Origin of the sequence: Nocardia sp. NPDC050713, from assembly GCF_040654315.1 — a bacterium.
GTDB lineage: Bacteria > Actinomycetota > Actinomycetes > Mycobacteriales > Mycobacteriaceae > Nocardia.
The window spans coordinates 171,849-190,479 of the sequence record NZ_JBFAHS010000010.1 but is presented as its reverse complement, the minus strand read 5'-3'; the positions used below and the strand labels follow the sequence as shown (position 1 = coordinate 190,479).

Here is an 18,631-nt window from a genome sequence, read left to right as displayed (position 1 = left end):
CGCGCCGGTCACGGCACACCCGCCAGCGCCAGCCGAACGGCCTCGGCCAGGTCTCGCGCCACGGTCGCTTCGTGCCGCGCGCGGTGCACTTCTTCGGGAAGGGTTCGCGCTGTCGGCACCAGGATCGCGCGGGCGCCCGCGGTCGTCGCGGCGGCGACATCCGCGCCGGTGTCGCCGATGACCACGCACCTGCCGACGTCGACGCCGAGCTCCGCCGCGGCCCGTCTGATCAGGCCGGGCTCGGGTTTGCGGCACGCGCAGCCGTCTCCTTCGCCGTGCACGCAGACTTGCCACGTGGCGAACGGCCCGAGCAGTTCCTCGACGCGGGAGTTCACCGCGGCCAGCTGTTCGTGGCTGATCAATCCCCGCGCGACGCCGGACTGGTTGCTGACGATGCCGAGCGGGATGCCCGCCGCGCGCACCATCCGCAGCGCGTCGACGGCGCCGGGTACCGGACGGACCTCGGTGGGGTCGCCGAGATAGGGCACATCGACGATGAGGGTGTCGTCCCTGTCGAACAGCAGCGCCAGCGGCGAAGCGTGGGTCACGTGCCGGTGGCGCAGCTCGCCGCGCAGCCGGTGCCAGCACGCGGCCGGTGGAATCAGCGCGCTGCTCAACGCCATTCGGCCGATCTCGGCGGGCGTGCGCGGCCCGGATGCGATCCGGCGCGCGGCGAATACGCCGGTCAGCGTCGCCCAGAGCGCCGCGGACGCCAAAGCCGCGCGTTCGCGTCCGGCGACGCCGAGCGCCAAGGCGGCCACACCCGTGGCCGTGGTGAGCGCGTGGCGAGGCATTGATCCCTTGTCCTCGCCCACGCGCTGACGCCACTGGGGGCCGAACTTGCGCCGCATCAACGCGTTGTCGGCGTTGCCGCGTTGCGCTCGCACACTGGCCATGAGCCCCGACTGACGCACCGGGTGGTGCGTGACCCGCTGCCCATTGGCGATGACGTACCCGGCGAGACAAATCCGCAGCGCCAGATCGGCGTCCTCCCGAAATGCCCTCGGGAACCGTTCGTCGAAGCCGCCGACCGCGAGCAGCGCGGTCCGGCGGTAGGCCATGTCCGCCGTGATCCACCGCGCGGTGGCCAGCCGGGCGACGCCCCGTTCCTCGTCGGTCGGTCGGCGGTGCTTCGGCAGCGGAACCTCGATGCGGGCCGTGGACGCCGCTGTTCTCTCATCGAGGTCGTGCAGGTCGTCGGCCAAGCGGGCGGGCCAGTCCGGCGCGGGGCGCACGTCGTCGTCGAGGAAGGCGATCCACTCGCCCGACGCGTGTTGCCAACCGGCGTTCCGCGCCGCGGCGGGTCCGTGGCCACCCGAGCGGACGACCCGTACCGGAGACAGCATCTCGGGCAGCGGTAGTTCCCCGCCGTTGGGCCGGTCGTCGACCACGACGATTTCCCGCGGCTTCGGGCCGGTCGCGTTGTCGAGCGACTCGAGCAGCGTCCGAAGACTCTCTCGGCCCACGGTCGGAATCACGACGCTGTAGTCGACGGTATTCATGCGCGACGCACCAGGAACGAGCCGATGGCGAGCAGATCGATCGGCGCGGAACCGAAGCACTCGAGCGCATCACGTGGTGAATCGACCATCGGCCTGCCCGCGGTGTTGAGGCTCGTGTTGACCACCACGGGCAGACCCGTGAACCTGTCGAACTCCGCCAGCATCCGCGCCACGACGGGGCTGTCCGCGGGATCGACGGTCTGCACCCGCGCGGTGCCGTCCACATGCGTGACGGCGGGGATCCTGGCCCGCCACTCGGGCGCGACATCGTGGACGAACAACATGTACGGGCTCGGCAACGGTCCGCGTCCGAAGATCTCGGCCGCGCGGTCGGCGAGCACCATCGGCGCGAGCGGGCGGAACTGTTCGCGCCCCTTCACCTCGTTGAGGCGTTCGAGATTCTCGGCCCGACCGGGATGCGCGAGCAGCGAACGGTGCCCGAGCGCGCGCGGGCCGAACTCCGCGCGGCCCTGGAACCAGGCCACCACCTCGTCCGCCGCCAGCGCCCGCGCCACGTCCGCCGCGACGTCGTCGGACTTCGTGTACGCGACCTTCGCCGTGCGGAGAATCGCTTCCAGCTCCGAGTCGGTCCACTCACGACCCAGACCGGCCGCCCGCATCGGGGTGGCACGTTCACCGAACTCGGCCGCCAGTTGCAGCGCGGCGCCCAGGGCGGTGCCCGCGTCACCGGCCGCGGGCTGCACCCAGATCCGTTCGAAGGGACCTTCGGCGTGCAACCGGGTGTTGGCGACGCAGTTCAACGCGATCCCACCGGCCAGCGTGAGGTCACGCTGACCGGTCTGACCGTGCAGCCAGGAAATCGACTCGAGCAACACGTCCCCGAGTCGACGTTGGACGCTCGCGGCGAGGTCGGCGTGGTCGAGGCGAAACGCACCGTCGATCACGGCGGGCGCGAAAGAATCCCAGTCCACGGGTTCGGTTCGGAAACCGCCGTCACCGGTGCAATACACCAGCTCGCGGAACCGATCGAGGAACCGGGGCGTGCCGTAGGAGGCGAGGGCCATCACCTTGTATTCGTCGCTGGAGCGGGCGAATCCGAGGTGTTCGGTGAGGTCCTCGTACATCAGCCCGAGCGAGTGCGGCAGCCGCTGCGAGGCCAGCTCGACGAATTTGCCGTCCCGGTATTCGCCGGCCAGAGAGGAATGGCTTTCGCCGCGTCCATCGGCCACCAGAACGGCCGAGTCGCCGAACGGCGCGGCCAGCGCGGCGGACGCGGCGTGTGCCAGGTGATGTCGCACGAAACGCACCCTCATAGGATCGAGGCCGGGCAACGCGGCCGCGAGGAATGCGGGCGCTCGGAAGGCGTAGTCCGTGCGGGTCTCTTCGCTTCCGGGATCGAGGCCGTCGAGCGAGTGATCGACCAGCTTCGGGTCGTACGAGTAGCCGACCGCGTCGAGCTGATCGGGGCGTATCCCGGCTTTGTCCAAACACCATTTGGCCGCTTGCTCGGGCAGCTCCCACGCGGAGAACGGCACCGGCCGCTTGCCGTGTTTGCGTCGGCTGAACCGCTCTTCTTCGGCGGCCGCGACGATTTCGCCGTCCACGATCAGGGCGGCGGCAGGATCGTGGAATATCGCGTTGATTCCCAGAATGCGCACGTGCCGCCTTTCTGTTCGAGACGGATGCGGGGCCCATCGGCCGACCGCTGGCATTTATCGGGCGCTACCCTCGGCGGTCGCCACTAAACCGACGCGCCGATCAGCGCACCGGCTCCTCGGCGGGCACGGTCGGGCGCCCCGCGAACCAGTCGATCGTGCGGCGCAGCCCATCGTCCCTGGTCACCGACGGCCACCAGCCCAGTTCACGCCGCGCGAGTGAGATGTCCGGGCAGCGGCGCCGCGGATCATCGATCGCGCCGTCGACGTACCGCACGATGGACCGGCTTCCGCTCAACGAGCGGATCTCCTCGGCCAGGCTGCGCACCGAGACCTCGTCCGGATTCCCGATGTTCACCGGTCCCGGGTGATCGCTGGCCGCCAACGCGATCAAGCCACGCACCGTGTCCTCGACGTAGCACAGCGAGCGGGTCTGCTCGCCGGTTCCCGCGATGGTGAGCGGGGCGTCCGCCAGCGCCTCGGCGATGAACGTAGGCACCATGCGGCCGTCGTCGGTGCGCATCCAGGGTCCGTAAGTGTTGAAAATACGGGCGATGCCGGTGTTCACGCGCCGCTCCCGGCGAAATGCCATGGTCAACGCCTCGGCATAACGTTTCGCCTCGTCGTAGACGCTGCGCGGACCGACCGGATTGACGTGACCCCAGTAGTCCTCGCGCTGCGGGTGGACCGCCGGGTCGCCGTAGACCTCGCTGGTCGAGGCGAGCACGAAGCGAGCCCGATTCCGCTCGGCCAGCCCGAGGGCGTTGCCGGTCCCGGCCGAACCGGCTCGTAGCGTCTCGATCGGCAGCCGCAGATAGTCCGGGGGCGACGCGGCCGACGCGAGGTGGAAGACGACATCGAAGGAACCCACCGCGGGAAACGACTCGGTGACATCATGCTGGACGAGGTCGAAGCCGGGTCGGTCCAGCAGCCGGGCGACATTGTCCGGTGTGGAGGTGGCGAAGTTGTCCAGTGCGACCACCGCGGCGCCCGCGTCGAGCAACCGCTCGCACAGGTGCGACCCGACGAATCCGCAACCGCCGGTGACCAATACGCGTTTCGCCTTCATCCGGTGACCTCCGAAAGTAGAGAATCCCACCGACGCAGAAAGGCGTCGAGGCCGTAATGCTCCAGCGCGAACTGCCGTCCGGCCTTGCCCGCTAGCACCGCGAGATCGGGTTCGTGCAGGAATTCGTGGAATTTCGCGGTGAGCGACGCGACATCACACGAGAGCGCGCCCGCTTCCGGCGGCACCGCGCACCCGGCCTCGGTGGTGGCCAGGGCGATCACCGGCATCGCCAGGTGCATGGCTTCCAGGAGCGACAAGCCGAGCGAGGTCCACCGCGCGGTGTGCAGGTATATCCGTCGCCGCGCCATTTCCCGGTGCAATGCGTGCTGTGCGAAATCGCCGATGCCGCGAATCGGATGTCGGGTGGGTCTGTGCGTCGTGAAGTCGTCCGCGCCGATGCCGTACAGATCGATGGGTCCCGCCATCGCGAGGTCGGGCAACAGATCGCTGCCCGTGATCCGGCCGCGCCGCATCGGTTCGTTGATCAGCGCCACGCCGTGCGGCAGCTCCCCGGTGTAGAGCGCGCCGGGGTCCACGATGCCGTGCGGCACGACACGGGTCGGCGCGATTCCGTTGTCCCACATCAGCTCGTTGAAATGCGTCACGTGCACGAGCGCGATGTCGGCGCGATCCGCCAGCGGATGCCTGGTGGTGGCCGGGCTGGGGCGCGGCGTGTTGTGCTCGACGTAGACCGCCGGAATGTCCGCGCCGGGGCGCCTGCCCAGCCAGCGCTCGGTGAGCTCGATCTCCTCCGGGCGTTGCAGAACGACCACGTCCGGCTGGGTCTCGCGCAACTCGCCCGCGAGCACCTCCGTTGCGGACGGCCAGTCCCGACCGCAGAGCCCACGCCCCCACGGCCCACCGCCTTGCACCACGGGGACCAGATAACGGTGCGGCCCTTGGACGAACGATGTCGTCCACGAGCCGTGCACATGCCACAGCAGCACGGTGCGCCGTTCGACAGTCGCGGCCACGTCGATAGCTGTTGCCTGTCGGCATCGAATCAAACCCGGCCCCGCACGGTACGGCAGCACCGGCGCCACTGGTTTGAACAGCGGGCGGCAGGCAACGCCCGCGGTATGACCGGACCGAGAGCTGTCACGTTTCCCACCGAAGACCGGGCGGACGAAACGATCGAGATCCTCGATCCCGCCACCGGCGCCACCGTCGGCAAGGTGTCCATGACGAGCCTCGCGGAGATCGATCAGCGGATGGAGCTGGCCAGCCGTGTCCAGTCCACGTGGGCGCGCACCTCGGCGGCCGAACGGGCGGCCGCGCTCCGCGCCTGCGCCGCCTCGCTCCGCGAGCGCGCCGACGATCTCGCCGAGCTCAACCGCCGCGAAACCGGACGCCCTCGGCCGGAGGGCGAGGAAGGTGTGTCGGCCGGGGCGGCGACGTTGGAGCAATACGCCGAACTGGGCCCGGTGCACCGGGGTAAGAGCTTGCAGGGCGACTTCGACGCGACCGACCTCATGGTGTGGGAACCGCGCGGCGTCGTCGTCGCGCTGACGCCGTGGAACGACCCCGTCGCGGTGTCCTGCGGTCTGCTCGGCGCGGCGCTGGTCACCGGAAACACGGTCGTGCACAAGCCGAGCGAGCGCGCGCCGCACACCGGCGGGCTACTCGGGGAGCTGTTCACCAGCGCGTTCCCCGAAGGCGTTGTGCAAACGGTGCAGGGCGATGGGCGGGTGGGCGCGCTGCTCGCCGCACGCACCGACGTGGATGTCGTCGCGCACGTCGGCAGCACGAGCACCGGACGGTCGATCGCGAAAAGCGTTGCGGCCACGGGCGCCAAGGCCCTGCTGGAGAACGGCGGCAACGACGCGCTCGTCGTCGACACCGGTGTGGATCCGGTGTGGGCCGCCGGGCAGGCGGCGCTCGGCGCGTTCGCCAACGCCGGTCAGATCTGCGTGTCCGTCGAGCGGATCTTCGTGCACCGGGATGTCGCGGAGGCGTTTCTCGCGGCGCTGGTCGCCGAGGCCGAGTCCTGGCGGGCGGCGCCGTTGGTCGACCGCCGCCATCGCGATGGGGTCCACGCCCACGTGCGCGACGCGGTCCGCGACGGAGCCGATCTGCTGACCGGCGGAACGGTGCCGGACGGCGCCGGTGCGTGGTATCCGGCCACCGTGCTGACCCGCTGCGAGCCGACCATGCGAATCATGCGCGAGGAGACGTTCGGTCCGGTCGCGCCGGTACGGGTGGTGGACTCGTTCGACCAGGGTCTCGCCGAGGCCGCGAACGACGACTACGGCCTCGCGGCGACCGTGCTCACTCCCTCGATCGCCAACGCTCAGCGCGCCTGGCGGGAGCTGCCGGTCGGCACGGTGAAGATCAACGCGGTGTTCGGCGGAGCGCCGGGCGGCGCGGCGCATCCGCGGCGGGCCAGCGGAACCGGCTTCGGTTACGGACCGGAACTGCTCGACGAGATGACCCAGACGAAGGTCGTGCACCTGCGTCCGGCTCCCAGCTAGCACGCAGTGCGCCACCTGTGTCAGGCGCGTGCGCTGTCGGATGCCGTTTCGGTGCGCGGCGCGTGCTCCGGTGCACGTCCCCGACCGCGGAAGACCGCGACCGCGCGGCTGCGCAGCCCGCGCCGATCCACGCCGCTGTGCGTGACCGCGGCAGGCGCCGTCGGTTCGGCGGGCGCGGGGTCCTCCACCCGAGTCGCGGTGGCCTCGATCCACCGGGTGTCGTTCAGTCCGTGCCGGGAGAGTTCGTCGCCGCGCACGGCCAGCTCGCAACGCCGGGCGAGATCCTTGCGGTCCAGGCCCGGGTACTCCGGCGGCTCGAGGACGATCTCGGCGATCATGCCGCGGGAGCGCAACACGCGCAGGGCCGAGTCGCCGAAGGAGTCCTCGCCGACGAAGCCGGGGACGGTGCAGCGGTCGTCGTGCCCGTCCAAGTAGCGCAGGCGCACGGGCTGCACGAAGGTGCCGGTGTCGATCGCGGCCTGGAACAGTGCGGGCCGCATGGTGCCGTAGGCGCGGCCGCACCACGTGGTGCCTTCCGGGAAGACCGCGACGCGCTCGCCCGCGGCGAGACGCGCCCCGAGCTGGGCGACGATGTCGGGCAGCTGGCGCAGCCGCTCGCGTTCGATCGGGATGACGCGCATCAGCTTCGCCAGCTCGCCGAGCAGCGGCCAGTCGATCAGATCGGCTCGCGCGACGAACCCGAGCGGCTGCACGGCGGCCAGCGCGACGACGTCGGTCCAGCCGATGTGCCCGGTCACCACGAGCACGCCGGTGCCGCGATCGGCGTAGCGGACGTCTGCGCTGGCGGCCGCGGACGCGGCGCGTTCGGCGCCGACCCGGGAGGCGATCGCGCGCTCGGCGGGCACCGGATCGGTGGGAATCCGCTTGTCCACCACCCGCAGTCGCATGCCGAGACAGCGCAGCAGCATCCGCGCGTATCCGCGCTGGAGGTCTTCGCGCCGTCCCGCGGGCGTCGCGAGGTGGCACATCGGATAGGTCAGCAGCAGCCCGGCGACGCCGAGCGCGCGGGCGACCACCCGCGCCGTGCCGATCTCACCGATCGGCTCGATGCAGCCGGGCCCGCAGGGGCTCGACGGCATCCACGCGTGCACGGCCTGTGCGGGCGGCGCCTCGAAGACCACGGTCCTCACCGCCCCCCGTCGAGGGCCGCGGCAGCGCCCTGTAGTCGGTCCAGGTATCGCGTGTTGATGGTGTCCAGGCCGAGCAGCGCGACGAAGTCGGCGACCGCGAAGTCGGGATCGTGCGCGGGCTCGCCGCAGATCTGCGCGCCGAGGCGCAGGTAGCCGCGCAGCAGCGGAGGCAGCTTGGGGCGCGAGGGCGGGGTCAGCTCGTCGAGCGTCTTACCGTCGACGACCACCGGGCGGTGCGGGTGCACCCGCCGCTCCGGATCGGAGGCGTGCCGCCCGAGCAGCATGTCCCGCACGCCGCGCACGTTGACGCCCACCGGGTCCGCCGGGGAGTCCTGCATCGGCACCGACACGCAACCCATCACCCACTCGTATCCGGTGAGCTGGATGTAGTGCAGGATGCCCGCCCACATGAGGGTGAGCACCGAGCCGTTGCGGTGGTCGGGCACCACGCAGGCCCGGCCCATCTCGACGATCCGCTGACCCTCGGGATCCAGCTGGGCGAGGTCGAATTCGGTGGCGGTGTAGTACCCGCCCGCCGCGGCGACCTTGTCCGGCGGCAGCATCCGGTAGCAGCCGACGAACTGCTCGGTGATGTCGTCGCGCACCAGCAGGTGGTCGCAGTGCTCGTCGAAGCGATCGGCGTCCAGCCCGGTGCCGTTGTCGGGGATGTGGAAGCCCGGCTCGTTGGCGAAGACGCCGTAGCGCAGCCGCTGCGCCGCCTCCCTGTGCTCGGCGTCGGACGAGACGACCAGGGAATAACGCGACCGTTCCACCCCCGAGTCCGTCGGAGCCGGGGCTGTCAGCACGGACGAAATAGTCATATCCGTGATGAAGCCAGTCCGACACTGCGCCGGGGCAACCTCGAAGTTGCGTGTCGATGCAGGCTAGGTTAACGAGACGCCGGTCACACCCAAGGTTCACCGACCCGACGCGCGGCGTTAGCATCGACGCGTCGTGGAGTCGCCTTTTCCCTGCTCGAGCAACCGTTCAGTGCCCGAAAACGGCAATCGCACCGATGCGCGGGCATCGGTGCGATTCGTGCGGGTGCGCTCAGGCGGCGACGCGTTCCGGTGCGCGGGCTTGCGCCGGGGTCGATTCCACCTCGTCGAAACCGGGGCGGCCGCTGCCGATGAAGGCGACCAGCCACGAAGCCACCGCCGCGAAGCGGTTGCGGAAGCCCACCAGGTACAGCAGGTGCACCGCGAGCCACATGACCCAGGCGATCACGCCGCGGAAGGTGATCTTCTCGTTGAGCTTCACCACCGCGCTGAACCGGCTGATCACCGCCATGCTGCCCTTGTCCCAGTACTTGAACGGGGTGCCGGGCTGCTTTTTGCGGCGGATGATGTCGGCGGCGTGCCTGCCCTCCTGCATGGCCACCGGCGACTGACCGGGGTAGCCGTTGAGCGAGGTCATATCGCCGATGGCGTAGATGTCGGCGTAGCCCGCGACGGTGAGATCGGGGTTGATCAGCAGCCGTCCGGCGCGGTCGGTCTCGACGCCGGTGGCCTCGGCCAGGATCTTGGCGAACCCGCCCGCCTGCACACCCGCCGACCAGACCACGGTCTCGGCGCCGATCTTGCGCTCCACACCCGCCTTGTCCTTGACGGTCACCTTGCCCGGCTCGATGTCGGTGACGAACGTGTCGACGAGCACCTCGACGCCGCTTCCGGTCAACGACTTCTTCGCGTACTCCGAGAGCCCACCGCCGAAGGGCGGCAACACCTCTCCGGCGCCCTCCACCAGGGTGACCGAAACCTCCTGGTGGTAGTACCTTTTCGCGAGCTCCTTCAGCTGACCGGCGACTTCCACGCCGGTCGCGCCCGCGCCGACCACCACGAAGCTGAGCAGCCTGCTCTTGGTCTCGGGGTCCGCGGTCGCGGCCTCGGCGAAGACCCGTTCGATCTGGGCGCGAAGCAGTTTCGCGTCGTCGATGGTCTTGAGGGCGAAGGTCTTCTCGGCGAAATCGTCACGGCCGAAATAGGACTGCGAGGCGCCGGTGGCCGCGATCAGCGAGCCGTACCGAATCTCGTGGCGCACACCGTCGTTCTCGTAGGTGACGATCGCCTGATCCGGATCGATGCCGACCACCTTGCCGAGGCGCACATCGGCTTCCTTGTGCCTGCGCAGCACCGACTTGATGGGCGGCGCGATCTCGTGCGACGCCAGCACACCCGTCGCGACCTGATAGAGCAACGGCTGGAACAGGTGTTCCGGCGTGCTCGAAATGAGTACGAAGTCGATACCCGACTTGGCGAGTTGTTTGGCGGCGGCCAGCCCCCCGAATCCCGATCCGACGACGACCACATCTGCGTGTTCCATGACAGCCTCCTTCTCTCATTACCAACCGTCATCGGGAACGCAGATATTTCAGCCGTTACGGCGCATAATGAAGATGACTCTTATCTGGATTGCTCATGAATAGGAGCTTGTCGTGGAGCTTCGGCAGCTGGCGTACTTCGTCGCGGTCTGCGAAGAACTGAGCTTCAGCAGGGCCGCGGCCCGATGTTTCATCTCGCAGTCGGCGATCAGCCACCAGATCGCGCGGCTCGAACGCGACCTCGGTGTGCCGCTGTTCGAGCGCTCTACCAGGGCCGTCGTCCCCACCGACGCGACCACCCGGCTACTTCCCCTGGCCAAACAGATGCTGAGCCTGGAATCCGCCATCCGCGCGGCGGTTCGGGCCTCCGGGCCGCGAATCCGGCTGGCGGCCAACATGTCCTTCGCGAGCCGCTCGCTGTCGGCCATCGCGGCCGCGCGCGCCGCGCACCCGGACGCGGAAATCGAATTCGTGATCAAGCCCTTCCGCCAACGCATCACGGCCGTCGCGGACGGCGACTGCGATCTCGCGCTGATCCGCGGGCGCGTCGACCAGCCAGGCCTGATGGTGGAACAACTCTGGGTCGAAGACCTCGTGATCGCGACTTCGAGCGGTCACCCGCTGGCCACCCGCGACACCGTCACCCTCAACGACCTCAGCTCCTACCCGCTGCTGCTGCCGCCCGAACAGGAACAGGTGCTGCTGCACAACATCATTCGCAGCGCCTTCGCCGATCTGCCCGTCGGACCCACGTTCGGCCCGCCGATTCCTCCCGACCACACCGCCACCATGGAGCTGATCAACCGCCCCGAGGCGTGGACCGTCCTCTACGCCCAGAGCCCCACTGAAGGACTCGTCGTCCTGCAACTCGCCGAACACCGCCTGCGCATCCCCGTCTCCGCCGTCCTCCGCGACGACGCCCGCCGCTCCCCCATCCTCACCACCCTGCTGGCCACCCTCCACCGCAGCTGAGGCACCGCAGACCACCCTCGGTCTCACAAACGAGGCGAAAGCCGCCGGTCCACAGTGATTTCGCCGGTCAATCGCCAGGCCCCACGTTCGAACGACAAGTCTCCGGCTACGACAATCGGCCTCTTGGACTGGTGTGCCGCGGCTCATCGCGGAGCCCAGGTACCGGCATCGAAGCTGAAACAGGAACGACCCCGGCTGTTTCCAGCCGGGGTCGTTCAAGTTGGCTACGCGCCGAGGGGTCTCAGCCCTTGTGGGTCTTGACCGCTTCGGTGAGCTGCGGGGCGACGTTGAACAGGTCGCCGACGATGCCGTAGTCCGCGATCTCGAAGATCGGGGCTTCTTCGTCCTTGTTGACCGCGACGATGGTCTTCGAGGTCTGCATACCGGCGCGGTGCTGGATGGCGCCGGAGATGCCGAGGGCGATGTACAGCTGCGGGGAGACCGTCTTACCGGTCTGACCGACCTGGAACTGGCCCGGGTAGTAGCCCGAGTCGACGGCGGCGCGCGAGGCGCCGACGGCCGCGCCGAGCGAGTCGGCCAGCGCCTCGACGACCGCGAAGTTGTCGGCCGAGCCGACACCGCGACCACCGGAGACGACGATGTTCGCCTCGGTGAGCTCCGGACGGTCACCGGCGACGACCGGCTCGCGCGAGGTCACCTTGACGACGCCCTCTTCCTGCGCGGGGACCTCGACGGTCACCTTCTCGCCGGCACCGGCCTGCGCCGCGGCCTCGACCGCACCCGGGCGGACCGAGATGACCGGCACGTCGCCGGTGGCCTTGGCGTCGACGGTGAAGGCGCCACCGAAGATGGAGTGCACGACGGAGCCGTCCTCGTTGACGCCGATGACGTCCACCAGCAGGCCGGAGCCGATGCGGGCGGCGAGGCGACCCGACACCTCCTTGCCTTCGGCGGAGGCGGACACGATCACGGCGGCCGGGGACACCGACTCCACCAGACCGGCCAGCACGTCGACCTTCGGGGTCACCAGGAAGTTGTCCACATCGTCGGACTCGGCGATGTAGATCTTCTCGGCGCCCGCGGCGGCCAGCGCGTCGGCCAGCTTCTCGCCGGTGCCCGCGGCGCCGAGCACGACGGCGGCCGGGGTGCCCAGGGTGCGGGCGGCGGTGAGCAGTTCGGTGCTGACCTTCTTGATCGCACCGTCGGCGTGCTCGACGAGCACAAGTACTTCAGCCATTTGTGTTCTCTCCTAGGAAGTCTCGTCAGCCGGCCGGATCAGATGATCTTCTGACCGATGAGGTACTGGGCGATCTTGGTGCCGCCGTCGCCCTCGTCCGCGATCTTCTCGCCCGCGGTGCGCGGGGGCTTCGGGGTGGACGCGGTGACGGTGGTGCCCGCGTTGGCGACACCCACGGTCGACGGGTCGACGCCCAGATCGGCCAGCGTGAAGACCTGAACTTCCTTCTTCTTGGCCGCCATGATGCCCTTGAAGGACGGGAAGCGCGGCTCGTTGATCTTCTCGGTGACCGAGACGATGGCCGGGAGGGTGGCCTCCAGCTTGAAGACGCCTTCGTCGGTCTCGCGCTCGCCGGTGATCTTGTCGCCGTCGACGGTCAGCTTGCGCAGGTGGGTCAGCTGCGGCAGACCCAGGTACTCCGCGATGATCGCGGGCACCGCACCGGCGCGGCCGTCGGTCGCCTCGTTACCGGCGATGACCAGCTCGACACCCTCGACCTGGCCGAGCGCGCTGGCCAGCACCCACGCGGTCTGCACGGCGTCGGAGCCGTGGATCGCCGGGTCGTTGATGTGGATGGCCTTGTCGGCGCCCATGGAAAGCGCCTTGCGGATGGCCTCGGTGGCGCGGTCCGGACCGGCGGCCAGCACGGTGACCTCACCGCCCTGGGCTTCCTTGATCAGCAGCGCCTCTTCGACGGCGCGCTCGTTGATCTCGTCGAGGACGGCGTCCGCGGCCTCACGGTCCAGGGTGTAGTCACCATCGGACAGCTTGCGCTCGGACCAGGTGTCAGGGACCTGCTTGATGAGTACGACGATGTTCGGCATCGGTCTTCGTCGACCTCCTGTTCTGGGGGCGTTATCTGGTGGTCGCACGAGCTGGGCCGTACGTCCTGTTGAGGTAGCTCAGGGCGTGACACTACCCTACGTTAAGTTACTCGTGGGTAACTTAGTGGCTTCTCTCTCAATACACCGGTCCGGGCGATATCGTGCGCGACCCTTACCAGTAACGTCGGTGTGATGAGCGAGGCTGTGATCCCTGCCGCAGTGGGCGACCCGAGGGTCATAACTGCGGAAAACGCCGGTGCCGACGAACCATTGCCGCTGACCGGCGAGCGCACCGTCCCCGGCATCGCCGAGGAGAACTACTGGTTCCGCAGGCACGAGATCGTCTACGCCCGGCTGCTCGACCGGTGCGCCGGAAAGACCGTGCTGGAGGCCGGTTCCGGCGAAGGTTACGGCGCCGACATGATCGCCGGAGTGGCCGCCAAGGTGATCGGCCTCGACTACGACGCGAGCGCGGTCGCGCACGTACGCGCGCGCTACCCGCGCGTGGAGATGATCCAGGGCAACCTCGCCGCCCTGCCGCTCGACGACGCCTCGGTCGATGTCGTGGTGAATTTCCAAGTCATCGAACACCTTTGGGACCAGAGCCAGTTCCTGCGGGAATGCCATCGAGTGCTGCGCTCCGGCGGCGAGCTGCTGATCAGCACGCCCAACCGGATCACCTTCTCCCCCGGCCGCGACACCCCGCTCAACCCGTTCCACACCCGCGAACTCAACGCGGACGAACTGACCGAGCTGATCGTCGAGGCCGGTTTCGAAGTCGCGCTGATGACCGGCGTACACCACGGCGCGACGCTGAAAGCGTTGGACGCCAAGCACGGTGGCTCGTTCATCGACGCGCAGATCGAACGGGCGCTCGCGGGCGAGCCGTGGCCCGCCGAACTGACCGCCGACGTCGCCGCGGTCTCCATCGACGACTTCGACCTGATCACCGAGGACATCGACGCCAGTCTCGACCTCGTGGCCATCGCGGTGAAGCGTTGACCGACAACGCGGTACCCGGCCAGTTCACCCTGGTCCTGCACTCCCATCTGCCGTGGCTGGCCCACCACGGCCGCTGGCCGGTCGGCGAGGAATGGCTCTACCAGTCCTGGGCCGCGTCCTACCTTCCGGTCGTCGAGGTGCTGAGAACCCTTGCGTCGGAAGGGCGTTCGCATCTGCTCAGCCTCGGCATCACGCCGGTGCTCGCGGCCCAGCTGGACGACCCGCATTGCCTGGCGGGCATGCACCATTGGCTCGGCAACTGGCAGCTGCGCGCCGACGAGGCCGCCATGGCGGGCAATCTCGCGCTGGGCGGACACGAGCACCGGCTCGCCGCCGCCGCGCTCACCGAGTTCGAGCTGCGCTGGCGGCACGGCGCCGCGCCGGTCTGGCGCGAACTCGCGGACGCGCAGACGATCGAACTGCTCGGCGGGCCGCTGGCGCACCCGTTCCAGCCGCTGCTGGACCCCCGGCTGCGCGCCTTCCAGCTGCGCGAAGGCCTCGCCGACGCCCGCCAGCGCTGGGGGCACACCCCGACCGGCATCTGGGCGCCGGAGTGCGGATACACGCCGGGCATGGAGATCGGCTACGCCGAGGCTGGTGTGACGCATTTCATGGTCGACGGGCCCGCGCTGCGCGGCGACAGCAGCCTCGGCCGCCCGGTGCGCGACTCCGACGTGGTGGCGTTCGGGCGCGATTTGCAGGTGAGCTACCGGGTCTGGTCGCCGAAGTCCGGGTATCCCGGCCAGGCGGCGTACCGTGACTTTCATCACTACGACCACGCTACGGGTCTCAAACCCGCCCGGGTCACCGGCAAGACCGTCGCCGGGCCCGACAAGGCCCCGTACGACCCGGAGCTGGCGGCCGCGGCGGTGGTCCGCGACGTCGACGACTTCGTGCGCACCGTGCGCGATCGACTCGTGGCCGAATCCGAACGCATCGGCCGCCCCGCGCTCGTCGTCGCCGCCTTCGACACCGAGCTGTTCGGGCACTGGTGGCACGAGGGCCCGCAGTGGCTGGCCCAGGTCCTGCGCGCGCTGCCCGAGGCGGGTGTCACCGTCGGCACCCTGGCCGACGCGCGCGAACGCGGCTTCGTGGGTGAGCCCGTGCAGCTGACCGATTCGTCCTGGGGATCCGGCAAGGACTGGCGGGTCTGGGCCGGTGATCAGGTGCGGGATCTGGTCGAACTCAACGACGAAGTCGTGCGGTTGGCGCTGGACACCCTGGACAAGATGCGCGCGGGATCCACGTCCCCGCTGCGCGATCCGGTCGCGGATCAGTTGCTGCGCGAGGCGATCCTGACAGTGTCCAGCGACTGGGCGTTCATGGTCAGCAAGGACTCCGCGGCGGGTTACGCGCGGGAGCGGGCCCACCAGCACGCGCATGCCGTGCGGGAGATCGCGGCGGCGGTCGGCGCGGGTCAAGTCGCCAAAGCGCGGCAGTTGGCGGCAGGATGGTACGCGGCCGACGGATTCTTCCCCGGATTGGATGCGCGACGGCTCCCCAGTGCCGATCCCACCGGGAACCTGGGCCGGGGCCCGCAAGGCCCGGCCGCGGACGGCCCTGCCTATGAAGGACATGCATGAAGATCTTGATGGTGTCGTGGGAATACCCGCCGGTTGTGGTCGGTGGGTTGGGTCGGCACGTGCATCACCTCGCCACCGAGCTCGCCGCGGCGGGCCACGAGGTGGTCGTCCTGTCCCGCCGCCCGTCCGGCACCGATTCCGCCACCCACCCGACGCATTCGTTCATCGAGGACGGCGTACTGGTGGTCGCCGTCGCCGAGGATCCGCCCTGCTTCGACTTCGGCGAGGACATGCTGGCCTGGACGCTGGCCATGGGCCACGCGATGGTGCGCGCGGGCGTCGCGCTCGGTAAGCCGGGCATCGGCGACGGCTGGACGCCCGACGTCGTGCACGCGCACGACTGGCTGGTCGCCCATCCCGGCATCGCCCTCGCCGAGTACTACGACGTGCCGCTGGTCTCGACCATCCACGCCACCGAGGCGGGTCGCCACAGCGGCTGGGTCGCGGGCAAGGTCAACAAGCAGGTCCACTCGGTCGAATGGTGGCTCGCCAACGAATCCGACGCGCTGATCACCTGCTCGACCTCGATGCAGGACGAGGTGCAGCGCCTCTACGGTCCCGAGCGCATCCCGATGACCGTCATCCGCAACGGCATCGACGTGGGCGCGTGGACCTTCCGGCCGCGCGCGCCACGCTCCGGCCCGCCGCGGCTGCTGTACGTCGGCAGGCTGGAATACGAGAAGGGCGTGCAGGACGCCATCGCCGCCCTGCCCCGCATCCGCCGCGCCCACCCCGGCACCACGCTGACCGTCGCCGGCGTCGGCACCCAGTTCGAATGGCTGCGGGAACGGGCTCGGGTGCACCGCGTCGCGCGCGCGGTGACCTTCGCCGGTCAGCTCGGTCACCAGGAGCTGCTCGGCTGGCTGCACGGCGCCGACGCCATCGTGCTGCCGAGCCGCTACGAGCCGTTCGGCATCGTCGCGCTGGAGGCGGCCGCCGCGGGCACCCCGCTGATCACCTCCACCGCGGGCGGGCTCGGCGAAGCGGTCATCGACGGCGTCACCGGCGCCTCCTTCGAACCCGCCGACGTGGACGGTCTGGTGGAGGCGGTGCGCGCCACGCTGGACGATCCCGTCGCCACGCAAGACCGCGCCTACGCCGCGCGGGAGCGTCTGACCGCGGACTTCGCCTGGGACGTGGTCGCCGCGGAGACCGCGCAGGTGTACTCGGAAGCCAAACGCCGGGTGCGCAACCCGCTCGGCAGGCCGGTCATCGTGGAACGTCCGCTGCCGGAACGGGATCCGAACAACCCGATCTGATCGGCGCTGCCGGACGCAGTCCGGCCGAAGACCGCGCACGGCCGGAGCGGATACGGAGCTGCGCCTACTCCGGCTTGAAAACGAAGACCTCGCCGATTCGCGTGGCCAGCACCACCTCGCCCTCGGCGCCGACCGAGGTGCCGGTGGTGCTGCCCTTCGCGCCGGGCAGCACGTCGGCATCGATGGTGTCGCCGCTGCCGGTGTCGAAGGTGATCAGGCTCAGGCCCTCGCGGATCGCCGCCACGGTGTAGCCGGTACCGCCCGCGGTCTGCACCGGCACGCCACGCAGCGCGAGATCCTTGCGCTCCCAGACCGTTTCGGCGGTCTCACCGGTGTCGCGCAGGGCGAGCAGGTAACCCTCGTCGCCCGCCGGGATGATCAGACCGTCGGCGGAGACCGAGATTCCGCCGGTCGGTGTGAATCCCAGCGGCCGCACCCACTTGGTGCGACCGTCGGCGGTGTCGACGGCGATCAGCCGCTCGGTGTTGTCGCCGACGTAGACCGTGCCGCCGTCGGCGGAGAGCGCGGGACCGGTGGCGCTGCCGTCGGTCAGTATCTCCGCGCGCCACTCCTGCTGAATCTTGTTGTCGGCGTAGCGCAGAGCCACCAGCGCCGCGTTCGGCGAACCCGGCTGCCACACGGTGACGTAGAAACGACCGGTGGACTCCTCGATCGCCGAGATGTTCGCGACCGGGCATTGCGGGCCGCCGGTGGCGCAGTCGTCGAGACCCTGGCCCGAAGCCGGGCGGGTCAGGTCGGGGTGCTCCATGAAGTCGGGCTCGCCGAGCAGCTGAAGGGTCGGCACGGTCCGCAGGCCGGTCTGCCGGTCGAGCACGTCCACCTGGCCGGACTGGGTGATGGTGAGCAGCCTGCTGTCACCGGTGAACTGCACCGAAACCGGCACGCCCGCAACGGCTGTGCGCCAGCGCGGCTGACCGAGGTAGTTGTAGGAGTTCACCGCGCCGTCGTCGCCGACGTAGACGTTGCTCACGCCGTCCACGGCAGTGGGCGACGAGATCGCGTTGGGGCCGAGCACATCACAGAAACGCTTGCGGCCGGTCGGCATCTGGAACGACAGGATGGCGCATCCGTTGGGGGTGCGGGTGGTCAGGAACAGCTGGCCTTCGGCGCCGATGGTGACCGGCTGCTCGATGGGACCGGCGGCGGGCCTCGACCAGCTCAGCGTCAGCGAGCGCGCGCCGGTCACGGGGCTGACGCCGCTGTTGCGACCGTCGTGGTGCGCGGCGGGCCAACCCTTCCCGGGGCCGACCGTGATGTCGTCGACGTCGGTGCCGCAGGCGGTCAGCGCGAGCGCGCCCATGGCGGCCAGCGCGGCCACCGCACGCACCCGGGATCGCGGCTGTGTGGCGACAGCCCGCACGCTACCGGTTCGCACCTGCTGTTCTCCCCTCTGGTCGGTGGCCGCTCGCAAGACTAGCCTGCGCCCGATCGGCCGCGCCTCCGGCACGGCGTGTTCGCGGCCCCCTGGTGTCTCGCGCTCGAGCGACCGCTGCTGGCGACGGTGTCGCGTGCGCAGCGGCCGCTCGAGCGCGAGACGGGCCGCGAACGGCGCTCGTAAGACTCGCGCGGGGTGGCCGACTTGCGAGGCGCAGGTTGCTTCTCGGTGAACAGGTCGGCTGACGGACGTCTCGCGGGCGAACGTG

The 18,631-nt window shown here is 69.8% G+C and carries 15 protein-coding genes; 5 read left to right on the top strand and 10 right to left on the bottom strand.

Annotated elements, in window-relative coordinates:
- Nucleotides 1-8: 8 nt before the first annotated feature.
- From AB0H49_RS19940 to AB0H49_RS19925, 4 genes are all read right to left on the bottom strand, one after another.
- The gene (locus AB0H49_RS19940) at nt 9-1,502 is read right to left on the bottom strand and encodes an HAD-IIIA family hydrolase (protein WP_357253361.1); all 1,494 of its coding nucleotides are present in this window, start codon (nt 1,500-1,502) and stop codon (nt 9-11) included.
- Entirely contained in the window at nt 1,499-3,121 is a 1,623-nt protein-coding gene (locus AB0H49_RS19935; RefSeq protein WP_357253359.1) for a carbamoyltransferase C-terminal domain-containing protein, read from the bottom strand. Before AB0H49_RS19935 ends, AB0H49_RS19940 begins: the two co-directional genes overlap by 4 nt.
- Before the next feature lie 100 nt (nt 3,122-3,221).
- The gene (locus tag AB0H49_RS19930) at nt 3,222-4,187 is read right to left on the bottom strand and encodes an NAD-dependent epimerase/dehydratase family protein (protein WP_357253357.1); all 966 of its coding nucleotides are present in this window, start codon (nt 4,185-4,187) and stop codon (nt 3,222-3,224) included.
- Nucleotides 4,184-5,128: a glycosyltransferase gene (locus AB0H49_RS19925; RefSeq protein ID WP_354999829.1), complete on the bottom strand. Its 945-nt coding sequence runs from the start codon at nt 5,126-5,128 to the stop codon at nt 4,184-4,186. The genes AB0H49_RS19930 and AB0H49_RS19925 overlap by 4 nt, the downstream gene beginning before the upstream one ends.
- 138 nt (nt 5,129-5,266) lie before the next feature.
- Here AB0H49_RS19925 and AB0H49_RS19920 point away from each other — a divergent pair, with 138 nt between their 5' ends.
- Nucleotides 5,267-6,658 (top strand): aldehyde dehydrogenase family protein, encoded by a 1,392-nt coding sequence (locus AB0H49_RS19920; protein WP_357253355.1) that lies wholly within the window; start codon nt 5,267-5,269, stop codon nt 6,656-6,658.
- A gap of 20 nt (nt 6,659-6,678) precedes the next feature.
- On the opposite strand, the gene AB0H49_RS19915 is transcribed toward AB0H49_RS19920, so the two are convergent.
- The 3 genes from AB0H49_RS19915 to AB0H49_RS19905 all read right to left on the bottom strand — a co-directional run bounded on the left by AB0H49_RS19915 (nt 6,679) and on the right by AB0H49_RS19905 (nt 10,131).
- Complete coding sequence (locus AB0H49_RS19915) at nt 6,679-7,809, bottom strand: lysophospholipid acyltransferase family protein (protein ID WP_354999177.1); 1,131 nt, start codon at nt 7,807-7,809, stop codon at nt 6,679-6,681.
- On the bottom strand, nt 7,806-8,630 hold the full coding sequence (locus tag AB0H49_RS19910) for a GNAT family N-acyltransferase (protein ID WP_357253353.1): 825 nt from the start codon (nt 8,628-8,630) through the stop codon (nt 7,806-7,808). Before AB0H49_RS19910 ends, AB0H49_RS19915 begins: the two co-directional genes overlap by 4 nt.
- 229 nt (nt 8,631-8,859) lie before the next feature.
- Nucleotides 8,860-10,131, bottom strand: a complete 1,272-nt coding sequence (locus AB0H49_RS19905) for an NAD(P)/FAD-dependent oxidoreductase (RefSeq protein WP_357253351.1) — start codon at nt 10,129-10,131, stop codon at nt 8,860-8,862.
- A gap of 112 nt (nt 10,132-10,243) precedes the next feature.
- Between AB0H49_RS19905 and AB0H49_RS19900 the strand changes: the two genes are divergently transcribed.
- Complete coding sequence (locus tag AB0H49_RS19900; RefSeq protein ID WP_357253349.1) at nt 10,244-11,101, top strand: LysR family transcriptional regulator; 858 nt, start codon at nt 10,244-10,246, stop codon at nt 11,099-11,101.
- A 241-nt stretch (nt 11,102-11,342) separates the two neighbouring features.
- Here AB0H49_RS19900 and AB0H49_RS19895 read toward each other — a convergent pair whose 3' ends face one another.
- Together AB0H49_RS19895 and AB0H49_RS19890 are read right to left on the bottom strand one after the other, a co-directional pair.
- On the bottom strand, nt 11,343-12,299 hold the full coding sequence (locus tag AB0H49_RS19895; protein WP_354999173.1) for an electron transfer flavoprotein subunit alpha/FixB family protein: 957 nt from the start codon (nt 12,297-12,299) through the stop codon (nt 11,343-11,345).
- A 38-nt stretch (nt 12,300-12,337) separates the two neighbouring features.
- Nucleotides 12,338-13,123: an electron transfer flavoprotein subunit beta/FixA family protein gene (locus AB0H49_RS19890; protein WP_067781613.1), complete on the bottom strand. Its 786-nt coding sequence runs from the start codon at nt 13,121-13,123 to the stop codon at nt 12,338-12,340.
- Nucleotides 13,124-13,315: 192 nt separating this feature from the next.
- Here AB0H49_RS19890 and AB0H49_RS19885 point away from each other — a divergent pair, with 192 nt between their 5' ends.
- From AB0H49_RS19885 to AB0H49_RS19875, 3 genes are read left to right on the top strand one after another with little or no spacing between them, the layout of a single operon-like run.
- Nucleotides 13,316-14,125, top strand: coding sequence for a methyltransferase domain-containing protein (locus AB0H49_RS19885; RefSeq protein ID WP_357253346.1), 810 nt, complete (start codon nt 13,316-13,318; stop codon nt 14,123-14,125).
- Nucleotides 14,122-15,708 (top strand): glycoside hydrolase family 57 protein, encoded by a 1,587-nt coding sequence (locus AB0H49_RS19880; protein ID WP_357253344.1) that lies wholly within the window; start codon nt 14,122-14,124, stop codon nt 15,706-15,708. The genes AB0H49_RS19885 and AB0H49_RS19880 overlap by 4 nt, the downstream gene beginning before the upstream one ends.
- Nucleotides 15,705-16,967 carry a glycosyltransferase family 4 protein gene (locus tag AB0H49_RS19875; RefSeq protein ID WP_357253342.1) on the top strand — a complete coding sequence of 421 codons (1,263 nt, stop codon included), beginning with the start codon at nt 15,705-15,707 and terminating at the stop codon, nt 16,965-16,967. The genes AB0H49_RS19880 and AB0H49_RS19875 overlap by 4 nt, the downstream gene beginning before the upstream one ends.
- Nucleotides 16,968-17,031: 64 nt before the next feature.
- Here AB0H49_RS19875 and AB0H49_RS19870 read toward each other — a convergent pair whose 3' ends face one another.
- A complete protein-coding gene (locus AB0H49_RS19870) occupies nt 17,032-18,363 on the bottom strand; it encodes a PQQ-binding-like beta-propeller repeat protein (RefSeq protein ID WP_354999169.1) in 1,332 nt (443 codons plus the stop codon).
- Between the last annotated feature and the right edge of the window lie 268 nt (nt 18,364-18,631).

What these genes read in the sequence shown, in the direction of transcription:
- AB0H49_RS19940 (WP_357253361.1), bottom strand. Translation starts at nt 1,502, where the DNA reads ATGAATACCGTCGACTACAGCGTCGTGATTCCGACCGTGGGCCGAGAG.
- AB0H49_RS19930 (WP_357253357.1), bottom strand. Translation starts at nt 4,187, where the DNA reads ATGAAGGCGAAACGCGTATTGGTCACCGGCGGTTGCGGATTCGTCGGG.
- AB0H49_RS19920 (WP_357253355.1), top strand. Translation starts at nt 5,267, where the DNA reads ATGACCGGACCGAGAGCTGTCACGTTTCCCACCGAAGACCGGGCGGAC.
- AB0H49_RS19910 (WP_357253353.1), bottom strand. Translation starts at nt 8,630, where the DNA reads ATGACTATTTCGTCCGTGCTGACAGCCCCGGCTCCGACGGACTCGGGG.
- AB0H49_RS19905 (WP_357253351.1), bottom strand. Translation starts at nt 10,131, where the DNA reads ATGGAACACGCAGATGTGGTCGTCGTCGGATCGGGATTCGGGGGGCTG.
- AB0H49_RS19895 (WP_354999173.1), bottom strand. Translation starts at nt 12,299, where the DNA reads ATGGCTGAAGTACTTGTGCTCGTCGAGCACGCCGACGGTGCGATCAAG.
- AB0H49_RS19890 (WP_067781613.1), bottom strand. Translation starts at nt 13,123, where the DNA reads ATGCCGAACATCGTCGTACTCATCAAGCAGGTCCCTGACACCTGGTCC.
- AB0H49_RS19885 (WP_357253346.1), top strand. Translation starts at nt 13,316, where the DNA reads ATGAGCGAGGCTGTGATCCCTGCCGCAGTGGGCGACCCGAGGGTCATA.
- AB0H49_RS19875 (WP_357253342.1), top strand. Translation starts at nt 15,705, where the DNA reads ATGAAGATCTTGATGGTGTCGTGGGAATACCCGCCGGTTGTGGTCGGT.